This is a genomic window from Formosa sp. Hel1_31_208 (genome assembly GCF_900104785.1).
Taxonomy (GTDB): Bacteria; Bacteroidota; Bacteroidia; order Flavobacteriales; family Flavobacteriaceae; genus Psychroserpens.
In genome coordinates, this window is the sequence record NZ_LT629733.1 from 1,379,412 (window position 1) to 1,402,819 (window position 23,408).

23 protein-coding genes are annotated in these 23,408 nt (G+C 34.8%); 17 read left to right on the forward strand and 6 right to left on the reverse strand.

What is annotated here, in order from left to right:
• Window positions 1-122: 122 nt before the first annotated feature.
• Together BLT57_RS06180 and BLT57_RS06185 are read left to right on the forward strand one after the other, a co-directional pair.
• Window positions 123-3,146: a tetratricopeptide repeat protein gene (locus BLT57_RS06180; protein WP_091423706.1), complete on the forward strand. Its 3,024-nt coding sequence runs from the start codon at window positions 123-125 to the stop codon at window positions 3,144-3,146.
• A gap of 3 nt (window positions 3,147-3,149) precedes the next feature.
• A complete protein-coding gene (locus tag BLT57_RS06185; RefSeq protein ID WP_091423711.1) occupies window positions 3,150-4,865 on the forward strand; it encodes a TonB-dependent receptor in 1,716 nt (571 codons plus the stop codon).
• Window positions 4,866-4,912: 47 nt separating this feature from the next.
• Here the strand turns inward: BLT57_RS06185 and BLT57_RS06190 are convergent, their stop codons facing one another.
• Complete coding sequence (locus BLT57_RS06190; protein ID WP_091423713.1) at window positions 4,913-5,620, reverse strand: bifunctional 2-polyprenyl-6-hydroxyphenol methylase/3-demethylubiquinol 3-O-methyltransferase UbiG; 708 nt, start codon at window positions 5,618-5,620, stop codon at window positions 4,913-4,915.
• A gap of 20 nt (window positions 5,621-5,640) precedes the next feature.
• Here BLT57_RS06190 and BLT57_RS06195 point away from each other — a divergent pair, with 20 nt between their 5' ends.
• The 6 genes from BLT57_RS06195 to BLT57_RS06220 all read left to right on the forward strand — a co-directional run bounded on the left by BLT57_RS06195 (window position 5,641) and on the right by BLT57_RS06220 (window position 9,815).
• Entirely contained in the window at window positions 5,641-6,135 is a 495-nt protein-coding gene (locus tag BLT57_RS06195) for a YkgJ family cysteine cluster protein (protein WP_091423717.1), read from the forward strand.
• Between the two features lie 5 nt (window positions 6,136-6,140).
• Entirely contained in the window at window positions 6,141-7,043 is a 903-nt protein-coding gene (locus tag BLT57_RS06200; protein WP_157717131.1) for a hypothetical protein, read from the forward strand.
• Window positions 7,044-7,085: 42 nt separating this feature from the next.
• On the forward strand, window positions 7,086-7,526 hold the full coding sequence (locus BLT57_RS06205; protein WP_091423723.1) for a hypothetical protein: 441 nt from the start codon (window positions 7,086-7,088) through the stop codon (window positions 7,524-7,526).
• Window positions 7,527-7,528: 2 nt separating this feature from the next.
• On the forward strand, window positions 7,529-8,368 hold the full coding sequence (locus BLT57_RS06210) for a sterol desaturase family protein (RefSeq protein WP_091423727.1): 840 nt from the start codon (window positions 7,529-7,531) through the stop codon (window positions 8,366-8,368).
• Window positions 8,368-9,246, forward strand: a complete 879-nt coding sequence (locus BLT57_RS06215) for a glycerophosphodiester phosphodiesterase family protein (protein WP_091423731.1) — start codon at window positions 8,368-8,370, stop codon at window positions 9,244-9,246. The genes BLT57_RS06210 and BLT57_RS06215 overlap by 1 nt, the downstream gene beginning before the upstream one ends.
• Before the next feature lie 167 nt (window positions 9,247-9,413).
• Complete coding sequence (locus BLT57_RS06220; RefSeq protein ID WP_091423734.1) at window positions 9,414-9,815, forward strand: hypothetical protein; 402 nt, start codon at window positions 9,414-9,416, stop codon at window positions 9,813-9,815.
• Window position 9,816: 1 nt separating this feature from the next.
• Here BLT57_RS06220 and BLT57_RS06225 read toward each other — a convergent pair whose 3' ends face one another.
• Complete coding sequence (locus tag BLT57_RS06225) at window positions 9,817-11,115, reverse strand: exo-beta-N-acetylmuramidase NamZ domain-containing protein (RefSeq protein WP_091423737.1); 1,299 nt, start codon at window positions 11,113-11,115, stop codon at window positions 9,817-9,819.
• A 9-nt stretch (window positions 11,116-11,124) separates the two neighbouring features.
• Between BLT57_RS06225 and BLT57_RS06230 the strand changes: the two genes are divergently transcribed.
• The 4 genes from BLT57_RS06230 (at window position 11,125) to BLT57_RS06245 (ending at window position 14,461) form a co-directional block, all read left to right on the forward strand.
• A complete protein-coding gene (locus BLT57_RS06230; RefSeq protein WP_091423740.1) occupies window positions 11,125-12,363 on the forward strand; it encodes an ABC transporter permease in 1,239 nt (412 codons plus the stop codon).
• Window positions 12,364-12,542: 179 nt separating this feature from the next.
• Window positions 12,543-13,523, forward strand: a complete 981-nt coding sequence (locus BLT57_RS06235) for a PLP-dependent cysteine synthase family protein (RefSeq protein WP_091423742.1) — start codon at window positions 12,543-12,545, stop codon at window positions 13,521-13,523.
• Window positions 13,524-13,597: 74 nt separating this feature from the next.
• Window positions 13,598-14,008 carry a hypothetical protein gene (locus BLT57_RS06240; RefSeq protein ID WP_157717132.1) on the forward strand — a complete coding sequence of 137 codons (411 nt, stop codon included), beginning with the start codon at window positions 13,598-13,600 and terminating at the stop codon, window positions 14,006-14,008.
• Window positions 14,009-14,461 (forward strand): T9SS type A sorting domain-containing protein, encoded by a 453-nt coding sequence (locus tag BLT57_RS06245; protein WP_091423748.1) that lies wholly within the window; start codon window positions 14,009-14,011, stop codon window positions 14,459-14,461.
• 2 nt (window positions 14,462-14,463) lie between these two features.
• On the opposite strand, the gene BLT57_RS06250 is transcribed toward BLT57_RS06245, so the two are convergent.
• Window positions 14,464-14,991, reverse strand: coding sequence for a CIA30 family protein (locus tag BLT57_RS06250; protein WP_231928778.1), 528 nt, complete (start codon window positions 14,989-14,991; stop codon window positions 14,464-14,466).
• A gap of 266 nt (window positions 14,992-15,257) precedes the next feature.
• Here BLT57_RS06250 and BLT57_RS06255 point away from each other — a divergent pair, with 266 nt between their 5' ends.
• The 3 genes from BLT57_RS06255 to BLT57_RS06265 are packed head-to-tail and all read left to right on the forward strand — an operon-like array spanning window position 15,258 to window position 18,423.
• Window positions 15,258-15,857, forward strand: coding sequence for a SprT-like domain-containing protein (locus BLT57_RS06255; protein WP_091423752.1), 600 nt, complete (start codon window positions 15,258-15,260; stop codon window positions 15,855-15,857).
• 17 nt (window positions 15,858-15,874) lie between these two features.
• Window positions 15,875-16,957, forward strand: coding sequence for a mannose-1-phosphate guanylyltransferase (locus BLT57_RS06260; RefSeq protein WP_091423755.1), 1,083 nt, complete (start codon window positions 15,875-15,877; stop codon window positions 16,955-16,957).
• A gap of 2 nt (window positions 16,958-16,959) precedes the next feature.
• Complete coding sequence (locus BLT57_RS06265) at window positions 16,960-18,423, forward strand: DUF389 domain-containing protein (protein WP_091423758.1); 1,464 nt, start codon at window positions 16,960-16,962, stop codon at window positions 18,421-18,423.
• Window positions 18,424-18,427: 4 nt separating this feature from the next.
• On the opposite strand, the gene BLT57_RS06270 is transcribed toward BLT57_RS06265, so the two are convergent.
• Complete coding sequence (locus BLT57_RS06270) at window positions 18,428-19,195, reverse strand: ABC transporter ATP-binding protein (RefSeq protein ID WP_091423761.1); 768 nt, start codon at window positions 19,193-19,195, stop codon at window positions 18,428-18,430.
• A complete protein-coding gene (locus tag BLT57_RS06275; RefSeq protein ID WP_091423764.1) occupies window positions 19,195-19,932 on the reverse strand; it encodes an ABC transporter permease in 738 nt (245 codons plus the stop codon). The genes BLT57_RS06270 and BLT57_RS06275 overlap by 1 nt, the downstream gene beginning before the upstream one ends.
• A 108-nt stretch (window positions 19,933-20,040) precedes the next feature.
• Between BLT57_RS06275 and pafA the strand changes: the two genes are divergently transcribed.
• Window positions 20,041-21,732, forward strand: a complete 1,692-nt coding sequence (gene pafA, locus BLT57_RS06280; protein WP_091423767.1) for an alkaline phosphatase PafA — start codon at window positions 20,041-20,043, stop codon at window positions 21,730-21,732.
• 1 nt (window position 21,733) lies between these two features.
• The gene (locus tag BLT57_RS06285) at window positions 21,734-22,543 is read left to right on the forward strand and encodes a DNA/RNA non-specific endonuclease (protein WP_091423769.1); all 810 of its coding nucleotides are present in this window, start codon (window positions 21,734-21,736) and stop codon (window positions 22,541-22,543) included.
• 2 nt (window positions 22,544-22,545) lie between these two features.
• Here the strand turns inward: BLT57_RS06285 and BLT57_RS06290 are convergent, their stop codons facing one another.
• Window positions 22,546-23,394, reverse strand: coding sequence for a glycosyltransferase family 2 protein (locus BLT57_RS06290; RefSeq protein WP_091423772.1), 849 nt, complete (start codon window positions 23,392-23,394; stop codon window positions 22,546-22,548).
• Between the last annotated feature and the right edge of the window lie 14 nt (window positions 23,395-23,408).

A 23,408-nucleotide genomic window follows, 5' to 3' on the forward strand; every position in this document is an offset into this window, starting at 1 on the left:
AGAGATGTATGAGTAAAAAAGGACCAACTATTTTTTAATAAGTTGGTGTATAATTATAATTCAATTTATTCGTTATAGCTAAGAGATCATATATCTTTGACATCAATTAAAAATCGAACTTAATGACTTTAAGAAACCTCAGTTTTTTACTGTGCTTTGTGCTGTTTACATCATATTTACAGGCACAGCAATCGGCTACATATACTAGTGATTTAGTCGACTATCAAAAAGCACTTACTTTATATAACAATAAGCAATATCAAGCGGCTCAGTCTTTATTTGAAGCCATAAAAAACGATGCACCTAACGAAACTCTCGAATCGGATTGTGCTTATTATATTGCTAATTGCGCTGTAAGATTAAATCAACAAAATGCCGACGACCTTATTCAAGATTTTGTAGAGGATTATCCTACCAGTACCAAACGAAATACGGCATTTTTAGATGTGGCAGATTACTATTTTGCCAATGCAAAATTTGCTTATGCTCGAAAATGGTATGAGAAGGTAGATGAAAATAGTATCGCACGTTCTGAACGGGATAAGTTTAATTTTAATTTTGGCTATAGCCTATATTCAACAGGAAATGAAGTTGGCGCCAATAAATATTTGAATCGAGTCGTTACTTCAAAAGACTACGGTTCGCAGGCAAAATATTATATCGGATTTATGGCCTATGAAGGTGATGATTATGCTAAGGCAAATGAATATTTTGATCAGGTAAGTGACGAGGATAAATACAAAGAAAAACTATCATATTATCAAGCCGATTTAAATTTCAAATTAGGAAAATTTGATAAGGCAATTGAACTGGCAAAAACTCAAATGGATAATAGTAGTTTGCAAGAACAATCTGAATTATCAAAAATCATAGGAGAAAGTTATTTTAATCTTGAACAGTATGCTGAAGCGATACCATATTTAACTAATTATAAAGGCCGTCGTGGTAAATGGAATAATGTTGATTATTATCAATTAGGTTATGCGCATTTCAAACAGGACGATTTTGAGAAGGCCATTTCAGAGTTTAATAAAATTATAGATGGTGATAACGCTGTAGCTCAAAATGCCTATTATCATTTAGGAGAAAGTTATATCAATCTAGAAAAAAAGCAAGAAGCCTTAAATGCCTTTCGGAATGCCTCACAAATGGATTATGATCTTAAAATTCAGGAAGATGCTTGGCTTAATTATGCCAAAATAAGTTATGAAATCGGAAATCCATATCAGTCTGTACCACAAGTATTAACAGGCTATTTAGAAAAATATCCAGAGACAAGCTACAACGAGGAAATAGAAACGTTGTTGATTGATTCTTATATTACTTCAAAGAACTATAAAGAGGCGATAAAACTTCTAGAAGGAAAAAAGAGTTTTGAAAACAGAGTCGCTTACCAGAAGGTTGCTTTTTACAGAGGGCTTGAAGTCTATAATGAAGGTGATTATTCCAAAGCAAAAGATCTCTTTAAGGCCTCTATTGATGAAGCAAAAGATGTTGTGTTTACTTCTAAAGCTACTTTTTGGAAAGCAGAAACCGATTATCACTTGAGCAATTTTGATGAGGCACTTATCGGTTTTAAGCAATTCAAACAACAAAATGAATCTGCAACTGTGAGTGAATTTAGTAATATTGATTATCATATCGCTTATACGTATTTCAAACTTAAAAATTACAACCAAGCAACATCTAGTTTTAGAACCTTTATAGCTCATCATAAAAATGATACACTGCGTTCGAATGATGCGTATTTAAGGCTAGGAGATGGGTATTTTGTATCTAGTAAGTACAATGAAGCTATTGAAGCTTATGATAAAGCTATTGGTATTAATGAAATTGAATCTGATTATGCGTTCTTTCAAAAGACTATGAGTTATGGGTACGTCGGGCAAAGCGTTGTAAAGGATAAAGGACTTAATGATTTTATTCAAGAATTCCCTAGGTCGTCACTACGCGATGATGCGATTTATGAGTTGGCTAATTCTTATATAAAATCAAATGACACAGAAAAAGCTATGGCCATGTATAACAGATTGATTGCTGAATACAGCAATAGTGTATTTGTTTCTAAAGCTCTATTGCGTCAAGGATTATCATATTATAATTCCAATGATAATGAACGTGCATTGACTAAATTGAAAAAGGTGGCTAATGTGTATCCTTCAACACCTGAGGCGAGCCAAGCGGTCGCTACCGCACGGTTGATCTATATAGATTTAGGACGTGTAGATGAATATGCGGCATGGGTAAGAACACTTGATTATGTGAATGTCACAGATGCTGAGTTGGACAATACAGCCTATCTGGCAGCAGAAAAACAATATTTAGATAGTAATACTGACGGCGCAATTCGACAATTTAATAAGTATTTGAATGAATTTCCTAATGGATTACACGCTCTCAATTCACATTTTTATTTGGCTGAATTATATTCAAAAAAGGATTTATCTGAAAATGCACGTCCACATTACGAATATGTTGTGCTTAAACAGAAAAGTGAATTCACAGAACAGGCCATAGTAAAACTTTCTGAATTCTATTTAAATACAAATAATTGGGATGATGCTATTCCATTACTTAAGCGATTAGAAAATGAAGCCGATTATCCGCAAAATATCATCTATGCTCAATCTAATTTAATGAATGCGTATTATCAAAAACAAAACTATAACGAAGCCGTTATTTTTGCAGAAAAAGTACTTCAGAATACAAGAATTGATACTAAAGTGAAGAGTGATGCCCAAATTATCATTGCGCGTTCTGCAATTAAAACTGGTGATGAAGCAAAAGCTAAAGACGCCTATGCAAAAGTTGAAAAAATTGCCAGTGGAGCCTTAGCTGCTGAAGCCTTGTTTTATAATGGGTATTTTAAACATAAAGACCAAAAATACGAAGCTTCAAATACCGTCATTCAAAAGTTAGCGAGTGACTATAGCAGTTATAAATACTACGGCGCCAAAGGCTTGGTAGTAATGGCTAAAAATTATGATGCCCTTGGTGATGCCTTTCAAGCGACTTATATCTTGGAGAGTGTGATTACGAAGTTTTCAGAATTTACAGATGTTGTTACTGAAGCTCAGAGCGAACTAGAAAAAATTAAATCTATAGCTGCTAAAACGAACGCTTCGGTAGAATCTAATCAAAACTAAAACATGCAAACGAAATATAAATATATTGTTGTAACCTTCCTAAGTTTAAATGTACTGTACACGTTCGCCCAAGAACGCGAAAAGGATACCATAGATACTGATGTGGTGAATGTGGTAAAACCTTACACACCAACAATTGCAGATGCATTTAAAATCAAAGAAACGGCACAATTAAACGATTCTACCAACACTAAGAAAAAAGTGATTAGGTATAATATTTTTTCAATTCCTGTAGCATCAACTTTTACACCTGCTAAAGGGAAAGCCGCTTCAGTAGATAAAGAAAAACCGGTAAAACTGTATGATAATTATGCCTCACTAGGAGTTGGAACCTATACAACGATTCTAGGAGAAGTGTATCTCAATCATGCCTTGAGTAGAACAGAACGTGTCGGCGGTTATTTTAGTCACCACTCTTCACAGGGTGATATTGAGGGTATACGATTTGATAATAACTTTTCGGAAACTGGATTAAATGCACATTATAGTCAGAAATTACGAGATTATGCATGGAAGGTTGAAGGTGGTTTGCAACTTCAATCATTTAATTGGTATGGTGTTCCAGACCAGAGTATTGATTTATTTGATGTTGATCATTCATTTTATGCCGCAAATTTCGGTGGAAATATCAGCTTTGAAGATGCCGTCATAAATAAAGGGAGCGTTCTTTACAGGCGTTTTGGCGATAATCAAGACTCTGGAGAAAACAGATTTATTCTAACTACAGAATTTGAAGTTCCAATTAGTGGTGAGGCGATTACAACAGAAGTAAACATAGATTATATTGGCGGATCTTTTGATCGCAGTTATTTCTTCGATCAGGAATTAAAATATGGCAATTTCAATATTGGAATCGCACCAAGTTATGAGTTAAAGCAGGATGATTTGACCATCAATTTAGGTGCTAGGTTGGTTTACTTAAACGATACCGAGGCTAGCGAAAGCAAGTTCTTTATCTACCCAAATATTACAGCGAGTTACCGTGTAGTTGACGAACTTATGATTGCTTATGGAGGTATTCAAGGTGGATTAATACAAAACTCATATTTCGATTTTGCTCAAGAAAATCCGTTTGTGTCACCAACGTTATTTGTGTCACCAACAGACCAAGTCTATAATGCCTCTATTGGTTTGAAAGGTAAACTATCTAATAGCATGAGTTACAATATTAGCGGGCACTATATGGCAGATAATAACAGAGCAATATTTAAAGCTAATAGTTTATTAGGTGCACCAGAAACGAATTATCAATATGGGAACTCTTTCGGCATCGTGTATGACGATATTACCACTTTTTCACTAGCGGGAGAGCTTAATGTAGATGTAAATAGAAATTTTAAGCTTGGATTAAAAGCCGAGTATTTTACTTATAATACCGATATCGAAGCTGAAGCTTGGAATCTGCCGGATATTGAAGCATCATTATTTTTAGATTATCAAATCGATGAGCACTGGTTTGCCGGAGCCAACTTGTTTTATGTTGGAGAACGCAAAGATTTATTTAGAGAAGAAGGGATATTAGTATTACCAATGCCTACTACGATGACCTTGGATAGTTATTTTGATGTGAATGCTCATGTAGGTTATAAGATTACCGATCAGTTATCAGCATTTGCTAAAGCCAATAATATAGCTAATCAAGATTACCAAAGATGGATGAATTATCCGGTTCAAGGGATTCAATTCTTAGCTGGTGCCACGTATCAGTTTGATTTTTAAGGAACACGTTTATGCTGATATAATATCATGCGGATAACAAATCGTTGTTAAAGGGAAGGCACAGTAATTCTTGCTAAATAATCAAAATGTTCGCCATCTATTAACTTATCACAGTGTAATCCCAGCGTTTCACAAGCTAATTTTAAACGTTCAAAGTCGAGATACAACCATTTCATTGGATCTTCGTCTTCCCCTTTATAGCTGAGGTAATAGTCTAATTCACCATAGTAATTGGCATTAGTGTCTATCCAGAGTCCACCATCTTCATCCTCATACATGTATTGAATGTCTGATGAGTCTATCAGGATTTGACCATTGGTTTTTAATAATGTTTTGAGATGTTTAAGGTAGGTTGATACTTTTGCTAATTCTTGAAAAATTCCGGTACCATTCATGAGGAGTAAAATGGTGTCAAAGGTTTCGGTTTCATCAAGAATGTCTAGTAGTTTAGTATGTTGAACACCGCGTTGTTTGGAAACTTTTATGGCCCCTTTCGAAATGTCTATGGCTTTTATATTCAGATCTTTTTTTTGCAAGTATAAGCTATGACTTCCAGCGCCACAGCCAACGTCAAGGATTCTGCCTTTAGCTAATTTAAGAGCTTCTTGTTCGAGTTTAGGCATTTCCGTATAACTCCTAAAAAGATAAGGAAGTGGAAGTTCATCTTTACCCGAAATATTAGTTGAAGTGATAAGATCGTCAGTGTAATTTCCATTTTGATAATCTTGTAAAGCTTTCCCGAAAAGGTCTTTCATAAAAGTAGTATTTTTGTCATATGCAAGACTTTATAAATCATCTTCCAAAGCTCGCCAAAGATAAGCATAAGGAAAATAAAACCTTCTTTGCAAAGCTTAAAAAAAAGCCGCCTAAGCAGCTAGATTATCTCATGCAAGAGCTCCATGTCGACGAATTTGAGCGCACAGATTGCTTAGAATGTGCCAACTGTTGCAAAACGACAGGGCCTTTATTTACGGCAAAAGATATTGAACGCATATCTAAACATTTCAAAATGAAGCAGCAGCAATTTATAGACACCTTCTTGCGTTTAGATGAAGAGAATGACTATGTCTTGCAATCGGTGCCTTGTACCTTCTTAGGAAGTGATAATTATTGTTCCATTTATGAAGTGAGACCAAAGGCTTGTAGGGAGTTTCCGCATACCGATAGAAAGAAATTTCAGCAAATTTCCAACTTAACACTTAAAAATGTAGCTGTGTGTCCGGCCGCTTATAATATCGTAGAAGCAATGAAACAACGTATTAAAATGTAGTTATAATGATGAAACGTCTAGTAGTTTTAATAGTAATCATGGCTATGCCTATTTTGGGATATACTCAAGATTGGATGACCGATTTGAATATTGCCAAACGATTAGCATCTATTCAAAATAAAATGTTGTTCATGATGTGGGAAGAATCCACCTATCAGCCATTACCTGTATTTGTTGAAGATCTTAAGGGCAAGAAAATATTCATTGAGAATATGTTTGAAAATGAAGCTGTCAATCAACTCATTTGGGATCATTTTGTTCCTGTAATAGTTAATGAGTCACAATATGCTGAGCTCTATGATCAAATAGACGGAAAGCGCTCTAAAATGTATATGGATAAGTTTAATGATGATAGCATTAAAATTATGGATGTTAATGGTAATATCTTAAATTCAGACTTGAGGTTTGATGCCATTCTGAATTTATCCAGGTTCATTAGAGAGTATTATTTAGATACCTCTTTTTTAAAAGGTGAACTTTCGAATTATACACAACAGAAAGATTTCAATACAGCGTTTAGACTGGCATCGAAATATATTGATACCGCAATTTTTTTCACTTCCAATTTGAAACTTGAGATGATAGACTTATCTACTATTTATATCGATGAAACAGCACGCCTTTTGGATGAAGAAAATCCTGATAACAAAGTAGAGCTGCAACAAAAGTTAGATTTACTTAAGGTTAAGCAAGATCTTGTGCTTTATAAAAGACGAAAAGTATTGCGACAATTAAAGAAAATAGAACAGAACAATATTTATAAAACTAACGAATATTTAGTGGCCTTTTTGTATTTTTCGGTGTATGTCATGCTTGAAGATGAACAAAATGCAAGTCAGTGGAGATCGCAATTATCACCAGCAGATATAAATAAAACCAATGCCATTAAGAAAGGTATGGATGATTGATAAAATTATAAATTTAGTATCTTTCATTCCAAATCAAATCCTATGAAAAATATCTTATTTTTGCTTCTAACGATCTGTTGTCTTAATTGTTCATCAGACGATGATGCAACGACCTTAGACACCAATTTATTATATGGACAATGGTACAGAGTTGGTCTTTGTCAAGAGCAAAACAGCTTATTGCTGAACCCAAATAAAACTTATGTGATCCTTAGTTCGGGTGCTGTAAATTGCGATGATCCTGAACCAGATACATATCAATTTACCGGTGCTTTTACCATTCAAGGAGATGTTATTAGTTATAATCAGCTCACAGCCGATTTGATTATAGATGGTACAGATCTTACCACGTTAGAGTTTCCAAATCCCGATATTGTAAATGAAGTAAACGAACTTAGTGAGACCACATTAATCATTAGAACTTATATTGATAGAGGAAATAATGTTACTGAAGAATTAGGGTTGGCAACTTTTGAACATTAATTATGGAGCAACTATTGAATTATTTTGAAACCATTCCATCCCTCCATAGAAGTTTAATACTGGTGGGAGGAATTACTTTTTTTTGGTTATTAGAAGGCAACTTGCCTTTATTTAATTTTAAATATAAAAAGTGGAAACATGCAGTACCTAATTTCTTTTTTACCCTAACAACAATCATCATTAATTTCGGTTTAGCATTCTTATTGGTAGCTTCGGCCGACTGGGTGAAGGAGATCAATTTCGGCATCATTAATTGGATTCCAAATTTGCCGCTATGGACTTATGCGTTATTAGGAGTTTTATTACTCGATTTTATTGGAGCCTATCTTGCGCACTATGTTGAGCATAAAGTAAAGCCGCTTTGGATGGTGCATTTAGTGCATCATACCGATCATAATGTAGATACGACAACTGCAAACAGGCACCACCCTCTAGAGAGTGTGATTAGATTTGTATTTACCTTAATTGGTGTGTTTGTCGTTGGAACGCCAATCGCAATCGTTATGCTATACCAATCATTGTCATTAGTTGCAACACAGTTTACACATGCCAATATCAAGTTGCCAAAAACTGTAGATAAAGTTTTAAGTTATGTATTGGTATCTCCAGATATGCACAAGATACACCATCATTACATGTTGCCTTATACAGATTCTAACTACGGAAATATCTTTTCAATTTGGGATAGAATCTTCGGGACCTATATGAGTCTGGATAGAGAAGACATTATTTACGGCGTTGATACATTTCCTGATGAAAAAGAAAATTCTAATATTAAAGATCTATTAAAACAACCGTTTCATAAATACCGGAAACCAACAACCGTTAATACTCAAGACTAATGCGTTATTTGTGGATACTTCTTTGTGTCATTTGTTTTAGTTGTAACTCAGAACAATCACTCGATATTCAAGGACATAGAGGTTGTAGAGGTTTGTATCCTGAAAATTCAATACCTGCATTTAAAAAAGCACTAGACCTAGGGGTGACTACTTTAGAATTAGATGTGGTGATTTCAAAAGATAAAAAGGTTGTCGTGTCCCATGAACCCTTTATGAATCACCATATCGTATTAGATCCCAGAGGAAATGAGATTGCAGCAAATGATGAACGATCTTACAACTTGTTTGAAATGACCTATGACAGTATCAAACAATACGATTGCGGAACAAAAGGCCATCAAGATTTTCCTTTTCAAGAAAAAGAATCCGTTTATAAACCATTGCTAAAAGAGGTTATTGAACTCGCTGAAAACAAATCTAATCATGAGATTTACTACAATATTGAAATTAAAAGTAATTTACGATATGACAATGTTTTTACACCAGTGCCTAATGAGTTTGTTAAATTGGTTTTGAAGGTCATTGCTTCACATGATATCCAAGATCGTAGCATCATTCAATCTTTTGATCTTAGAGCCTTGGAAGCTGTAAAGCAACAAAATGATAAGATCCAAATTGCTCTTTTGGTGGATAACAATGAATCTATAGAAATTAAGCTATTAAAACTTTCCTTTACACCAGAGATTATTAGTCCGCATTTCAAATTACTAGATCAACAAACAATTGCCAAATTTCAAGGTGAAGGGTTCAAAATTATTCCTTGGACGGTTAATGACGTTGGTGATATTAATTTGATGATTGACCTCAAGGTAGATGGTATTATTTCCGATTACCCCAATAAAGTGATACAGTTGAAAAAACTGAAGAAAGAACTTTAAACGAACTTACCACGAGTATTACACAGTGTAAGAAAAGTCCATACTTCGGTTTTATTTACCGTTCATAGATTTTTTTGCTCTAGAACTACGAAAGGTACTACATTCGTCGTCCGGGATTACAAAAATGCTATTAATTCAATAAATGTTGACCTAAACGACATTTATACATGAGAATACTAGTTATTGTAATCTTTTTTAGTTTTATCACTTCAATAAACAGCCGTGCTCAGGCGCAATCTGACTTTGCTAAACTTGAAAAAAACGTTAATATCCGTGCTAAAGGCTTAGTTCAAAAGCTTAATAAAACAAAGGATACTTTAATACTTAAAAGCGAATCGCTCATTAATAAAGTGTATTCGGTGAATAAGATCTATGAACGTGAAGTTGATATGATCATCAATGAAAAACTTATTAAAATTCCATTGAGTAATTTGAGCAAAGGCAAGCATGTGTTTGTCGCTGTGCAGTCTCCAATTCGAATTGTATTTGTCGTTAAGGTTCTAAAAGATAAAGACGTATTATTGGCTGTCGATGATAAGACCTTACTGGCTAAGAATGACAAAGAGTAATTTATTTATAGATTAAATACTTAACTCTCGTTTTTTTAAATTCTTTAAGTCCTTTCTCCCACGTTGTTCTAATGTCTTCTTCAGAAATTCCCGATTCAATCTGCTGTCTCAAGTCTGTAGTTCCTGCTAGTTTGGTAAAGAAATCATTAAAAAATTTCGGTTTATCGATGCTGTTCTTATAAGCACGAATGAGGTAACTTAAGTCTAATTGTTTCATTTTAGATCTAGAACTTAAGTCCTCACCGTAACACAACACATTATCATGCTTTGGGTATTTAGCACCATTATTAGGCATTGGGATATATTTAAAATTATAAACGGTTTTGTCCAGATATGGACTTCCATAAATTTGAAATTGCTTCGACGTGCCTCGACCTGCATTTACATTGGTGCCTTCAAAAAAGCACAAGCTAGGATACAGATTTATCGCTAGATCATTAGGTAGGTTCGGTGACGGCTGTATTGGTAAACTGTAAGATTTATTATGGCTATAGTTTCGCATTTCAATAATGGTAATATCGCACGTCATTCTATCTTTTAACCAAGCTTGACCATTAATCATTTTTGCATATTCACCAATTGTCATTCCATGAACCACTGGTATCGGATGCATTCCAACAAAACTTTGGTGCTCCTGCTCTAAAATAGGACCATCTACATAATGACCATTCGGATTTGGTCTATCTAAAATGAGCATAGGAATGTTCGCCTCAGCACAGGCTTCCATGACATAATGCAAACTAGAGATATAGGTGTAAAAGCGAGCGCCAACGTCTTGAATATCGAATATGACTAGGTCTAAATCAGCTAACTGCTCTGGAGAAGGTTTTTTGTTTTTTCCATAAAGCGATACTATTGGTATTCCTGTTTTAGTGTCTATGCCATCTTTTACTACTTCTCCTGCATCTGCAGTCCCACGAAAACCATGCTCTGGCGCAAATACTTTACTTACAGTAATGGCACTGTAATCATGCAAATAATCTACCAAATGATGGGTGACTTTAGCATTTCCCATGGTTGAAGGGCCTATTGCACGACGCTCTATAACTTCTAGTACCGACGTCTGGTTGGCAACAATTCCGATACGCTTATCTTCTAATAATGGCAAATAAAGGTCGGTTCGATTGGCGCCAACTACAATATTTGTATCAACATCTATGGTATTATCTTCTTTTAATAGTTTCTGGTTCTTAAGATTCTGTTCATTATCTGCTGTAGTTTTATTTCCGCAGGAAATCAGAACTAAAACAAGTACATTAATTATTAGGAAAACCCTATTTTTGAACATCGCTAAACGCATATTATAATTTTGAATTACGAGTTTTTTATAGCAAAACGCATTATTGGCAGTAAATCGTATAAAAGTAGTGTTTCAGCACCAATAATAAAAATTGGTATTGCTGCAATTACTATTGGTATTGTTGTGATGCTCATTGCGATTGCTACAGGTCTCGGACTTCAAAAAAAAGTGCGTGAAAAGGTAGTAGCCTTCAATGGTCATATTACCATTAGTAATTATGACAGCAATGTTTCAAATGAATCAATTGTACCCATATCTTTAGATCAGGACTTCTATCCTAATTTTAATTCGGTTGAGGGTATTAAACATATTCAAGGCGTAGCGACTAAATTTGGAATTATTAGAACTGAAACTGATTTTGAAGGGATTGTTCTAAAAGGTGTTGGAACCGATTATAACTGGTCCTATGTTCAAGAGTTTCTCGAAAGTGGTAGTCTGCCGGTATATGAAGGGAATCTTAGCAATGACGTTGTGATTTCAAAATACCTGGCCAATCGCTTAGGGTTTAATATTGGTGATACTTTTCAAACATTATTCGGAAAAGAGAGTGTGGAACAACTGCCATTTCAACGAACTTTTAAAATTGTAGGCATTTTTAATTCTGGATTCAACGATATCGATAAAAACTTCATGATAGGGGACCTAAGTCATATCCAACGGATGAATAAATGGGAAAAATCACAAGTTGGAAATTTTGAAGTTTATCTAGACGATTTCACACAACTTCTTGAAAAAGAAGCTGAAATACGTAGCAATACACCGTCACTATTGAATACACAAACCATTGAAGAAAGGTATAGAACTACTTTTGAATGGATTAAAATATTTGATAATAACACCTATGGTATTATAGCCATTATGATCATTGTGGCAGGTATCAATATGATTACAGCGCTACTCGTGCTTATTTTAGAGCGTACTCAAATGATTGGCATTCTAAAAGCACTAGGAAGTAGTAATTGGAGCATTAGAAAGGTCTTCTTGTATAATGCGACTTATTTGATTTGCTTAGGCTTATTTTGGGGTAATCTTATCGGTATTGGTTTGTTGTTTATTCAGCAACAATTCGAACTTTTGAAATTTCCTGATCCTGAACAATATTATGTTTCGGTGATTCCAGTACATATTGGTTTAGACTATATCATTTTGCTTAATATTGGAACCTTTATCGCATGCCTGCTCATGTTGCTCATCCCTTCAGTAATTATCAGCAAAATATCACCAGTAAAAGCCATTCGATTCGAATAATTTGGGCGTTACCCTTTATCATTAATAAATGATAAAACGTCAGGCTTTTCGCTATATCTTTTTATTCAGAATTCAACCCCAAATAAAAAGGATGCCGCTACAATCCTTAACGCAAAAAAGCGTTAATATGCATTGTAAACGTCAAGTTTTATCTATTTTTGCAACGCAAAACAATTTGAATGGACTACGCAGAAAATATCTTAGAAACTATAGGAAATACACCTTTAGTAAAACTTAATAAACTCACCGCAGAATTACCTTGTTTAGTGCTGTCTAAATACGAAACCTTTAATCCAGGAAACTCGACTAAAGACCGTATGGCTCTTAAAATGATTGAAGATGCTGAGGCTGACGGGCGTTTACAACCTGGCGGAACCATAATAGAAGGAACTTCAGGAAACACGGGAATGGGACTAGCTTTAGCAGCGATTGTAAAAGGTTATAAATGTATTTTTGTGATTAGCGATAAACAGTCGAAAGAAAAAATGGATGTCCTTAGGGCTGTAGGTGCTGAGGTGATTGTATGCCCTACAGATGTTGAACCAGACGACCCACGAAGTTATTATTCCGTGTCAAAACGTTTAGGAGCAGAAACGCCTAACTCATGGTATGTGAATCAATATGACAATCCAAGTAACGCGAGAGCACACTACGAAAGCACTGGTCCAGAAATATGGAAACAAACCGATGGTAAAGTGACTCATTTTATTGTAGGAGTAGGCACTGGAGGAACCATTTCTGGTGTGGGAAAATATTTGAAAGAACAAAACCCTAATATTAAAATTTGGGGAGTGGATACTTACGGAAGTGTGTTTAAAAAATATCACGAGACAGGAGAATTTGACGAGAAAGAAATTTATCCTTATGTGACCGAAGGTATCGGTGAAGATATCTTACCCGAGAATGTTGATTTTTCAATTATTGACGGCTTTACTAAAGTCACTGATAAGGATGCAGCCGTTTACACACAATTGCTAGCAAAAGAAGAAGGTATGTTCTTAGGTAATAGCGCTGGAGCAGCGATAAAAGGTGTTTTGCAATTGAAAGAACATTTCACAAAAGATGACGTTGTTGTTGTGTTATTTCACGATCACGGAAGCCGCTATGTAGGGAAGATGTTTAATAACGATTGGATGCGGAAAATGGGTTATATTGAGTAAAAAATCCTAATAAAAAGATGATAAGAGTGCTAAATGCACTCTTTTTTTTATCTTTAAAGAACCTATGTTATGATATGATGAGGAATATATACTTGATTTTGTGCTTGTTATCGTTAAATGTATTTGGACAGACCTATAATTTTCAAATCGAATTAGTAGACCCAAATGTTGGTGCTCAGGAATACTGGACATTCGAACCTAATTATCAAGCGACTACCAATGATGATGGTTTAAACCAAATTTTCTTAAATAATAATGTCACTTATTACGAAACGGTTTATGGGTTTTTTAACGATGAACTCATAGGTAAAATGGGACTGCTAAGCTGTGCGGATTGCGATCCGAATAGTTTTGTGCAAGATCTTTTGGCTTATAATGCCGTTGTTCAATTTGCAGTTCAAACTGATAATAATACCCAGTTACCTTACTTTTATAATTCATTAAGATTAAATTTAAATAGCGCAACAAATGGCAGTTTCTCTTGAATGACAAATGGAGTGGTAGTCACTAATAATAGTAGTTTAAGTCAGATTTTCACGAACTATAACGTACGCTATTACACCGAGATATTTCCTAGCACCTATTACGAATTGATTTGTGATTGCGATGCAGAACTCTTAAAACAAGAATTAGATAATTTAACGTCGGTTGTTCAATTTACTGAATTCGTTAGTTATGTATTTCTATTATCAACTGATGACCCACAACTCATAAACGCTGAGGTCTATCCGAACCCCTTTAAGAATGTAATTAATCTAAAAGCTTCAGTGCCTTTATCAGCAATTCTGTTATACGACGTTTTGGGTAAACAGGTAGTATCTGCAAAAAACGTCTCAACATTTGAGGCCGATGCGATAAACTTAAAAACAGGTGTTTATATGTTGCGTTTAATAGATATAAATGGAAAAAGTATCACCAAGAAGTTAGTGAAGCAATAAACTTATTGCAATTCGATTTTATCAATCAATAATTCAAATGATTGGGCTTTTTTATTACCTATTAAAAAACCAATTTCTTCCATGACATCCCCTTGAAAATTGGCTTGTCTCAATCGCCTGCCCCTAAATCCGGGATACATGTCTTTAAAAGGGATTTCAACAGTCATCCAGTCTGCAGTAGTATCGAATTCATAAATATAGGAGACATAATCTCTGGACGATTGTTTTACCCTAAATTGATACGATTTCCCATCACCTTTAATATATAAAACAAATTTTGAGAATTCGGTAGCTTGTTTTGTCTCAAAATTATAACGTAAAGAAGAAAAACCACCATTATTTTCTAAGGAGACATAACCACTAAATTTTCCGTGCCCATCTTCGTTGATTTCAAACGAACCATTAGATCGTCCACCCATAACCACATCATCAACAATGCGCCAATTATAAATATTACTGGTGTTGCTAAAATCAAAAAGAATCGTTGCATTCATAATTAGTAGGGTTGAGATAAATATTAAGGTTCTCATAGCAGTACTTTTTGTAAAGATACAAATGGATTATTTTCATAGATATGACATTAACGAAAGTTTTAGACTTTGCAGAGTCATTTTTCAAATCGTGTTTCATCATGACCCTATAATGCGGACTTGAGAATAGGACTTATCCTTAAAATGACAGGGTTTTATGTTTTAAAAAAACCACTGTTCTATGTGTTTTTTAGTCATAAAATTTGAATGTGATTCATTATCTTTATAAAAAATTGTCAGTGTGACCAAAGCACAAATCACGTCTCATGCAAGATAACCTTAAGGCATATATTCCTGAAAACGCATACGATAATGTTATGAGCCTTTTAGATCATGATCATCTTATCGTGAAAGTTAAAACGGAACGTAAAACGAGACACGGGGATTATAAACGGATGCCTAACGGAAAACATCAAATCTCAGTGAATTCTAATTTGAATAGCTATAGGTTTTTAATAACCCTTATTCATGAAGTTGCACATTTTGAAGCATATAAAAACTACGGAAAATTTATTAAACCACACGGCATAGAATGGAAGCATACCTTTCAACATTTAATGTTACCGTTTTTAAATCCTGATATTTTTCCTTCTGAATTATTGCCGCTACTTGCAAAACATTTTAAAAATCCGAAAGCGTCCAGTGATACAGATGTACCACTCGCCTTTGCTTTAAAGCAATTTGACTTGCCAAACGATAAAACATTTATATTTGAAGTACCTTTACACCAAACTTTTAAGTTGTATAACGGACGTACATTTAGAAAAGGTTTAAAACGCCGAACACGTTACGAATGTGTTGAGGTAAAAACAGGTAAGATTTATTTGTTCAACGCCAACGCAGAGGTAGATATGGTGGTACATTAATTAATTGAATACACGAAATGCAGAATAAAAATTATTACGCTATTTTAATGGCTGGTGGAGTAGGGTCAAGATTTTGGCCAGTGAGCACACAAGATTTTCCAAAACAGTTTCATGACATGTTAGGGACAGGTGATACCTTAATTCAAAAAACGTTTAAGCGCCTTTCTAAATTGATTCCTAAAGAAAATATTTTCATATTAACGAACGAACGCTATAATGATTTGGTATTTGAGCAACTTCCAGAAGTCACTCAGCGCCAAGTAGTATTGGAACCTGCAATGCGAAATACTGCACCTTGTATTTTATATGCGGCATTAAAGATTCAGAAGGAAAATGAAGATGCCGTTATGATTGTAGCTCCGAGTGATCACTGGATCGAAGATGAAACAGCATTTTCAAATAATGTTCAACAAGCCTTTGACTTTTGCGCTGAGAATAATGCATTGATGACCTTAGGTATTCAACCAAGCTTTCCAAATACAGGGTATGGCTATATAGAATACGATAAGTCCTCTCAAGACGCGATTAAAAAAGTAAATCAGTTTAGAGAAAAGCCAGATTATAATACTGCTAAAGAGTTTATTGCTCAAGGTAATTTCTTATGGAACGCCGGGATTTTTATGTGGAGCGTTAGAAGTGTTGTTGAAGCCTTTCAAAATAATCAACCAGAACTTTATCGTCTTTTTGAGGCAGGATGTGATGTGTATAATACCGATTTTGAAGATGACTTTATTCGGGATAATTATGGGAAAGCAGAAAATATTTCTGTGGATTACGCCATTATGGAACATTCTAAAAACGTCTTTGTACTGCCCGCAACATTTGATTGGAATGATCTAGGAACTTGGGGAAGTCTTTATGATAAACTTGATAAAGATGACTCTGAAAATGCTGTTGTTAATGCGCAAACACTTACAGAAGACGCCTCGGGTAATATGATTAGAACCAAAGCTAATAAGGTTGTTGTCGTTGATGGGTTGAACGATTACATCATTGTTGATAAAGACGAAGTTTTACTTATCTTTCCAAAGACAAAAGAACAAGATATTAAAAAAGTTCTTCAAAAAGTGAAAGACCAATTTGGAGAATATTACGGATAATTATGAGTGACGAAAGTAAATTTAATTTCTCTGAAGAAGAAGCTCAAGTCAACAAGGACAAAGCAGTAGAGAAATCTAAAGAAGCCATTAGAAAAGATGCTAAGGGGCTCTGGCAGAATACGAAACAGTTTTTAACTGAACTACTTGATTTTAGAGAAGATACCGATCGAGATGCGACCATACAAGCTATAAAAGTTGATATTCCTTTTAAAGGAGCGACAGCATGGATATTGGTTTGTTCAATTTTTGTGGCATCTGTAGGTCTAAATGCTAATTCTACTGCGGTAGTTATTGGTGCCATGTTAATTTCACCCCTTATGGGGCCAATTCTAGGTGTGGGCTTATCTATTGCTATCAACGATATTGATACGTTGAGACGATCCCTAATTAACTTAGCCATAATGATAGTGCTAAGTTTACTGACGGCATTCTTATTTTTTAAATTCTTCCCATTAAGCGAAGATACGTCTGAACTTTTGGGACGTGTAAAACCAGATATTAGGGACGTATTAATCGCCTTTTTTGGTGGTTTAGCATTGATTATAGCGCGTACAAAAAGAGGAACAATCGCCTCAGTAATATTTGGTGTTGCCATTGCAACCGCCTTAATGCCGCCATTGTGTACGGCTGGTTACGGTTTAGCCAAAGGGAACTGGGTGTATTTCGGACAGGCCATGTACTTGTTTACGATTAATACGATATTCATCGCGCTTGCCACGTTTTTAGTACTTAAAATATTGCGCTTTCCAATGCTTAAGTATGCGAATTCAGCAAAGCGCAAACGAATTGCGAGACTAGCATCATTAGTAGCTGTTATTGTTATGGTTCCTGCAGGCTTTACATTTGTAGATGTTTTAAAAGAAAGTCGATTTGAAATAGATGCTAAAGCATTTATCAATGATGAATTAAAAGTATTACCTAATTCCACCTATATTATCAAAAATGCAACTCCAAATTATGATCCTCTTGGAGAATCGTTTATTGAATTAATTCCTTTTGGAAATGACGAAATATCTGAGGAAACCAGACTTTTGTTAGAATCACGATTTGCTAATTACTCAGCACTTAAAAACGCAAAATTATATGTTAATCAAGTAAAAAATAGAGCTATCAATAATCTGGAGTATATGGAGGAGTTGAGAACTCGAGATTCTATTGATTTGTTAACTCAAGGACAAAAAATTGCTTATTTGGAAAATACAGTGTCGCGATTATCTAGATTAGAACGCAACCAAATTCCATTTGAAGATTTGGTGCGAGAGGCTAAAATTAACTATGAAAATTTAAAATCAGTGTCTTATTCTAATCGCATTACATCCGATTTCTCTAAGATAGATACGATTGCTATTTTTTCTTTTAGATGGGTAGATTCTCTGAGCACTGCCGATCAAAAGCAAAAAGATTTAGGTAAGCTAAAGTTGTGGTTTAAAGAAAAACTGAAATTAGATACACTTGTGGTAGAGTAGCTAATTATTCATTTTCATCTAAGTACATTTTACGCACTTTTTTGAATAATTCTGAAGAGTATACAAAACTGGTAACAGCGTCGTTGTCAGTTTTGAATATCGTCTCTTTTGAGCCTTCCCAAGCCTTAAATCCATCTTTTAGAAATACGATTTTTTCGCCTATTTCCATAACAGAATTCATATCATGAGAGTTAATCACCGTGGTGATATTATATTCATCGGTAATCTCTTGAATTAGATTGTCAATCACAATGGCAGTCTTAGGATCTAATCCAGAATTAGGTTCGTCACAAAAGAGATATTTCGGATTGTTTACAATGGCTCGCGCAATAGCAACACGTTTCTGCATACCACCAGAAGCTTCACTCGGCATTTTATGATGCGCACCATCTAGGTTAACTCGTTTCAGGACAAAGTCGGCACGATCCTCCATTTCACTTTTACTCATTTTGGTAAACATCTGTAAAGGGAACATCACATTTTCTTGAATGGTCATAGAATCAAAAAGCGCACTACCTTGAAATACCATGCCCATATCGCCTCTTAAGTCACGTTTTTGGGCATAGGTTAATTCAGAATATATTTTTCCGTCATAAGAAATTGTGCCTTCTTCAGGCTCGAACAATCCTAAAAGACATTTTAAAAATACAGTTTTACCAGAACCACTCTGACCAATGACTAAACTCGTTTTGCCATTTTCAAAAACCGTCGATATGCCTTTTAAAATATGAGCATCTCCGAAGGACTTATGTACATTTTTCACTTCTATCATTAGCTTAGTAAGAGTTGCGTTAATATATAATTTAAAAGAATGATAACCACACTAGTCCAAACAAATGAAGTGGTACTTGCTTTACCCACTTCTAGGGCACCACCTTTCATATAGTAACCATAATAGGACGGTATTGTGGCTAAAATAAAAGCAAATACAAAAGTTTTTATAAAGGCATATATGATATGAAAAGGAATAAAATCAGTTTGAACTCCAGTGACATAGTCTTCAAGCGTGCCAAAACCACCATAGACGGCTGCGGCCATTCCTCCTAAAATCCCTAAAAACATGGCAATGGAGATTACAAAAGGATAAAGCATCAAGGCAATAAACTTGGGAAATACAAGATAGTTCAGTGAGTTAATACCCATCACTTCCAACGCATCAATTTGCTCTGTGACACGCATGGTTCCGATACTTGATGTAATGAATGACCCTACTTTACCCGCCATAATAATGGAGATAAATGTAGGTGCAAATTCTAAAATAACAGATTGCCGTGTAGCAAACCCGATAAGATATTTTGGAATCAATGGGTTACTAATATTTAAAGCCGTTTGAATCGTTACAACACCTCCAACAAAAAATGATATGAAGGCTACAATACCCAAAGACCCTATGATAAGGTCATCGATGTCCTTTAAAATGAGAGTGCGCATCACCGACCATCGGGTGGGCTTTCGAAACATTTCGGCAATCATTAAAAAGTAAGCACCAATATTATGGAGGTATTTCATAGTCAATTTTGTTATGGTAAAAGTAAAAAAATATGCTGAGTTCTTAACCTTAACTTTAAAAGATGATGAATTAAAATCTGTATTTTTGAAGTCCTAAATGCAAATACCATGTGTAAACAAACTATAACGTTATTCCTTTTTCTCTTTTTTGTGACTTTCTCTTATTCCCAAAAGGAGATTGTGACTACAATAAATGAAGTTTTAAATGATGACTATCAAGAAACCAATCCTAAATTAGTCGTTGGGATTGTTATAGATCAAATGCGTTATGACTATCTCACACGATTTTTTAAGAAATATGGGGAGGGCGGATTTAAGCGCATGATGACTGAAGGTTTTAATTGTAAGAACCATCACTTCAATTATATACCAACAAAAACGGGGCCTGGTCACGCATCTATTTTTACAGGTACTACTCCAAAGTATCATGGAATTATAGCTAATAATTGGTTTGATGAAAAATTAAAAAGAAATGTAAATTGTATTGAAGACAATTCAGTAGAACCCTTAGGGACACTGAGTAAAGACGGTATAAAATCTCCTGCTCAAATGCTGGTCTCTACATTTGCTGACGAAAACCGTTTGTTTACTCAAATGAAAGGGAAAACAATAGGCATATCTGTAAAGCATAGAGGTGCAATTTTACCCTCAGGGCATACAGCCAATGCTGCGTATTGGTGGGATTATGATCACAATGGAACAGGTAATTGGATAACAAGCACGTTTTATATGAAGTCATTGCCGCAGTGGGTGAATGAGTTTAATGCATCTGGAAGAGCTGAGAGTTACTTTAAAACATGGGATACTTTACTTGATATGGCATCTTATGAAGAAAGTGGGACCGACTCAAATACCTATGAACGCATTTTTAAAGGAGAAACCCTATCTGAGTTTCCTCATGAATTAGCACAATTAAAAAACGAAAATGAAGGTTTTAAAATTATAGCAAATTCTCCCTTTGGTAATAGCCTGACTACTGATTTCACTTTAAAGGCGATTGAAGCGGAAAACTTAGGACAAGATGCTATTACTGATGTCTTAACTATAAGTTACTCAAGTACCGATAAGGTTGGTCATGATTTCGGACCAAATTCTAAAGAAATTGAAGACACGTATTTGCGCTTAGATCTTGAGCTAGAGCGGTTATTTAATGGCTTGGACCAAATGGTTGGTCGGGGAGAATACACTGTTTTTTTAACTTCCGATCATGGCGCACCTCATGTACCTTCTTATTTAGAAGATCAAAAAATCCCATCTGGATTGTTTGATTTGGATGCTATGTTAAAGGAAGTGAATACCTTATTATTTGCAAAATATCAAGTAACAGATTTGGCATTAAGCAGCACAAATAATCAGATGTATTTGGATCATGAAAAAATTGAAAAAGAAAATATAGATTTACAAGAATTAAAGACAGTGGTGTCTCGTAAATTATTGTCATATCGCCTTATAAATAATGTTGTGATGACCTCAGAAATTAATCGATTACCTGAAGCATCAGGATATCATGAAGTAATGCTTTATAATGGTCATAATCAAAAACGATCTGGAGACATTGTGTTTACATTTAATCCAGAAGTATTTAAAGATGCACAATGGAATAGAACAGGAACCGACCATCATTCAGGATATAATTATGATACACATGTTCCCCTTTTGTTTTTTGGGAAAGGGATAAAACATGGAGAGACTTTAAAGCGAACACATGTTATAGATATTGCTCCAACCATCTCTGCACTTTTAGGAATTAGTTTCCCAAATGCATCCATAGGACAACCCTTAGAGTTTGTAATTGATTAATATGACTAAAAAAACTCTTTATTCTCTAATAGCAATAGTTATTATTATTGGTGTTTTTGGCTATGAATACATCTTGAAAGCACAAGAATCTGCGAATAGTATTGAAAAAGGGGAGACCGCTAAATCTGAGACCAACGCATATTTTCTTCCAACAAGTACCACAGGACAAATTGTACACCACACAGGGTATTCATTATCCTATAGTGAACCTCACGAACAAGCAGAATGGGTGGCTTATGAATTGAAACAATCGCACTTATCAAAGTCTAATTTTAAACGACCATATTTTGAAATAGATCAAACTGTGAAAACAGGGGCTGCACATTGGCGTAACTATAAAAAATCTGGCTATGATCGTGGGCATTTATGTCCTGCAGCTGATCGTAAGTATAGCCAAGAAGCGCATGATGAAACATTTTTAACCAGTAATATAAGTCCGCAACGCTCTGATTTTAATGCGGGTATTTGGAATACTTTAGAGCAGAAAGTGCGCTATTGGGCTAGAAAATATGATGGTGTTTTTGTGGTCACTGGTGGTGTTTTAGAAGGTCATCTAAAATCTATAGGTGAAGAAGAGGTGAGTATTCCAGAACAATTCTATAAAATCCTTATTGATTCTAATACAGGCAAGACAAAAATGATTGCTTTCTTAATGCCCCATCAAAATTCAAGACAACCTTTGTATGAATTCGTTGTGTCAGTAGATGAGATAGAGCAGCTTACAGGTATTGATTTTTTTGCCACATTAGATGATAGTATCGAAAATAAATTAGAGGCTTCTAGTAGCTATAAAGAATGGAGTTTTAATTAAAATTATTTTAATTTTCCTTTAATCCCTTTCCAACGTAGTTGTCTAATATAATGGCCTTGCTCTTTAGTAACTAGTTGTTCTAAATTTTGACGTTTTCCTCTAAAATATCCAGCCATATAGTCAGCAAATAAATTCAAACTTTTCTTTTTATAAGCTAATTTTAATGCTGAAATCAATGTAATAATTAAGCCGTAACGCATTTTATACATGGCTTCACCTTGCATGTATTTAGATGCTTTGTTGTAGCTGATGCCAGTAGGTTTTAGATGTTTTACTTGAAGTGTTTCATCTGTTTTTAGTTCCCAGCCGTAGTATTTTGCTAAGAGTTCATCAACCGTATCCCAACCCATTGATGGTTTGAGTTTCCCAATATCTAAAAAGCATTGTTTTCTATAAGCTTTTAAAGCGCCACGAATATGATCTTTGCGTGTTAAATTCTCTAAGATCCACTGATTATTATTTTTGATATAGCAGAAACCTGCGGCCATTCCTAATTGTGCATTGGTGTTAAAATGAATTGCTAATTGCTCTAAATAATTCTTAGGAAAAATGAGATCAGCATCGAATTTACAGATAATATCGTAATCGTCGTCGAGTTGCTCAAGTCCTTTATAAAATGCATTGATAATTTTTGATCCGGGTAAATGGGCATCTGAACTAATTGTATTCACAAGAGATACATTAGGGTACTTATCAACGAACGTATTGACAATATGCTTTGTATGATCAGAAGAGTTATCATTCACGACCACAATTTGTTTTGCCGGCAAGGTTTGCGTTATCAAAGACGTTAAGGTCTGTGATATCACATCGGCTTCATTATGTGCTGGAATGATGATGTAGAAATTCAAGTGCCTGTGTTTTG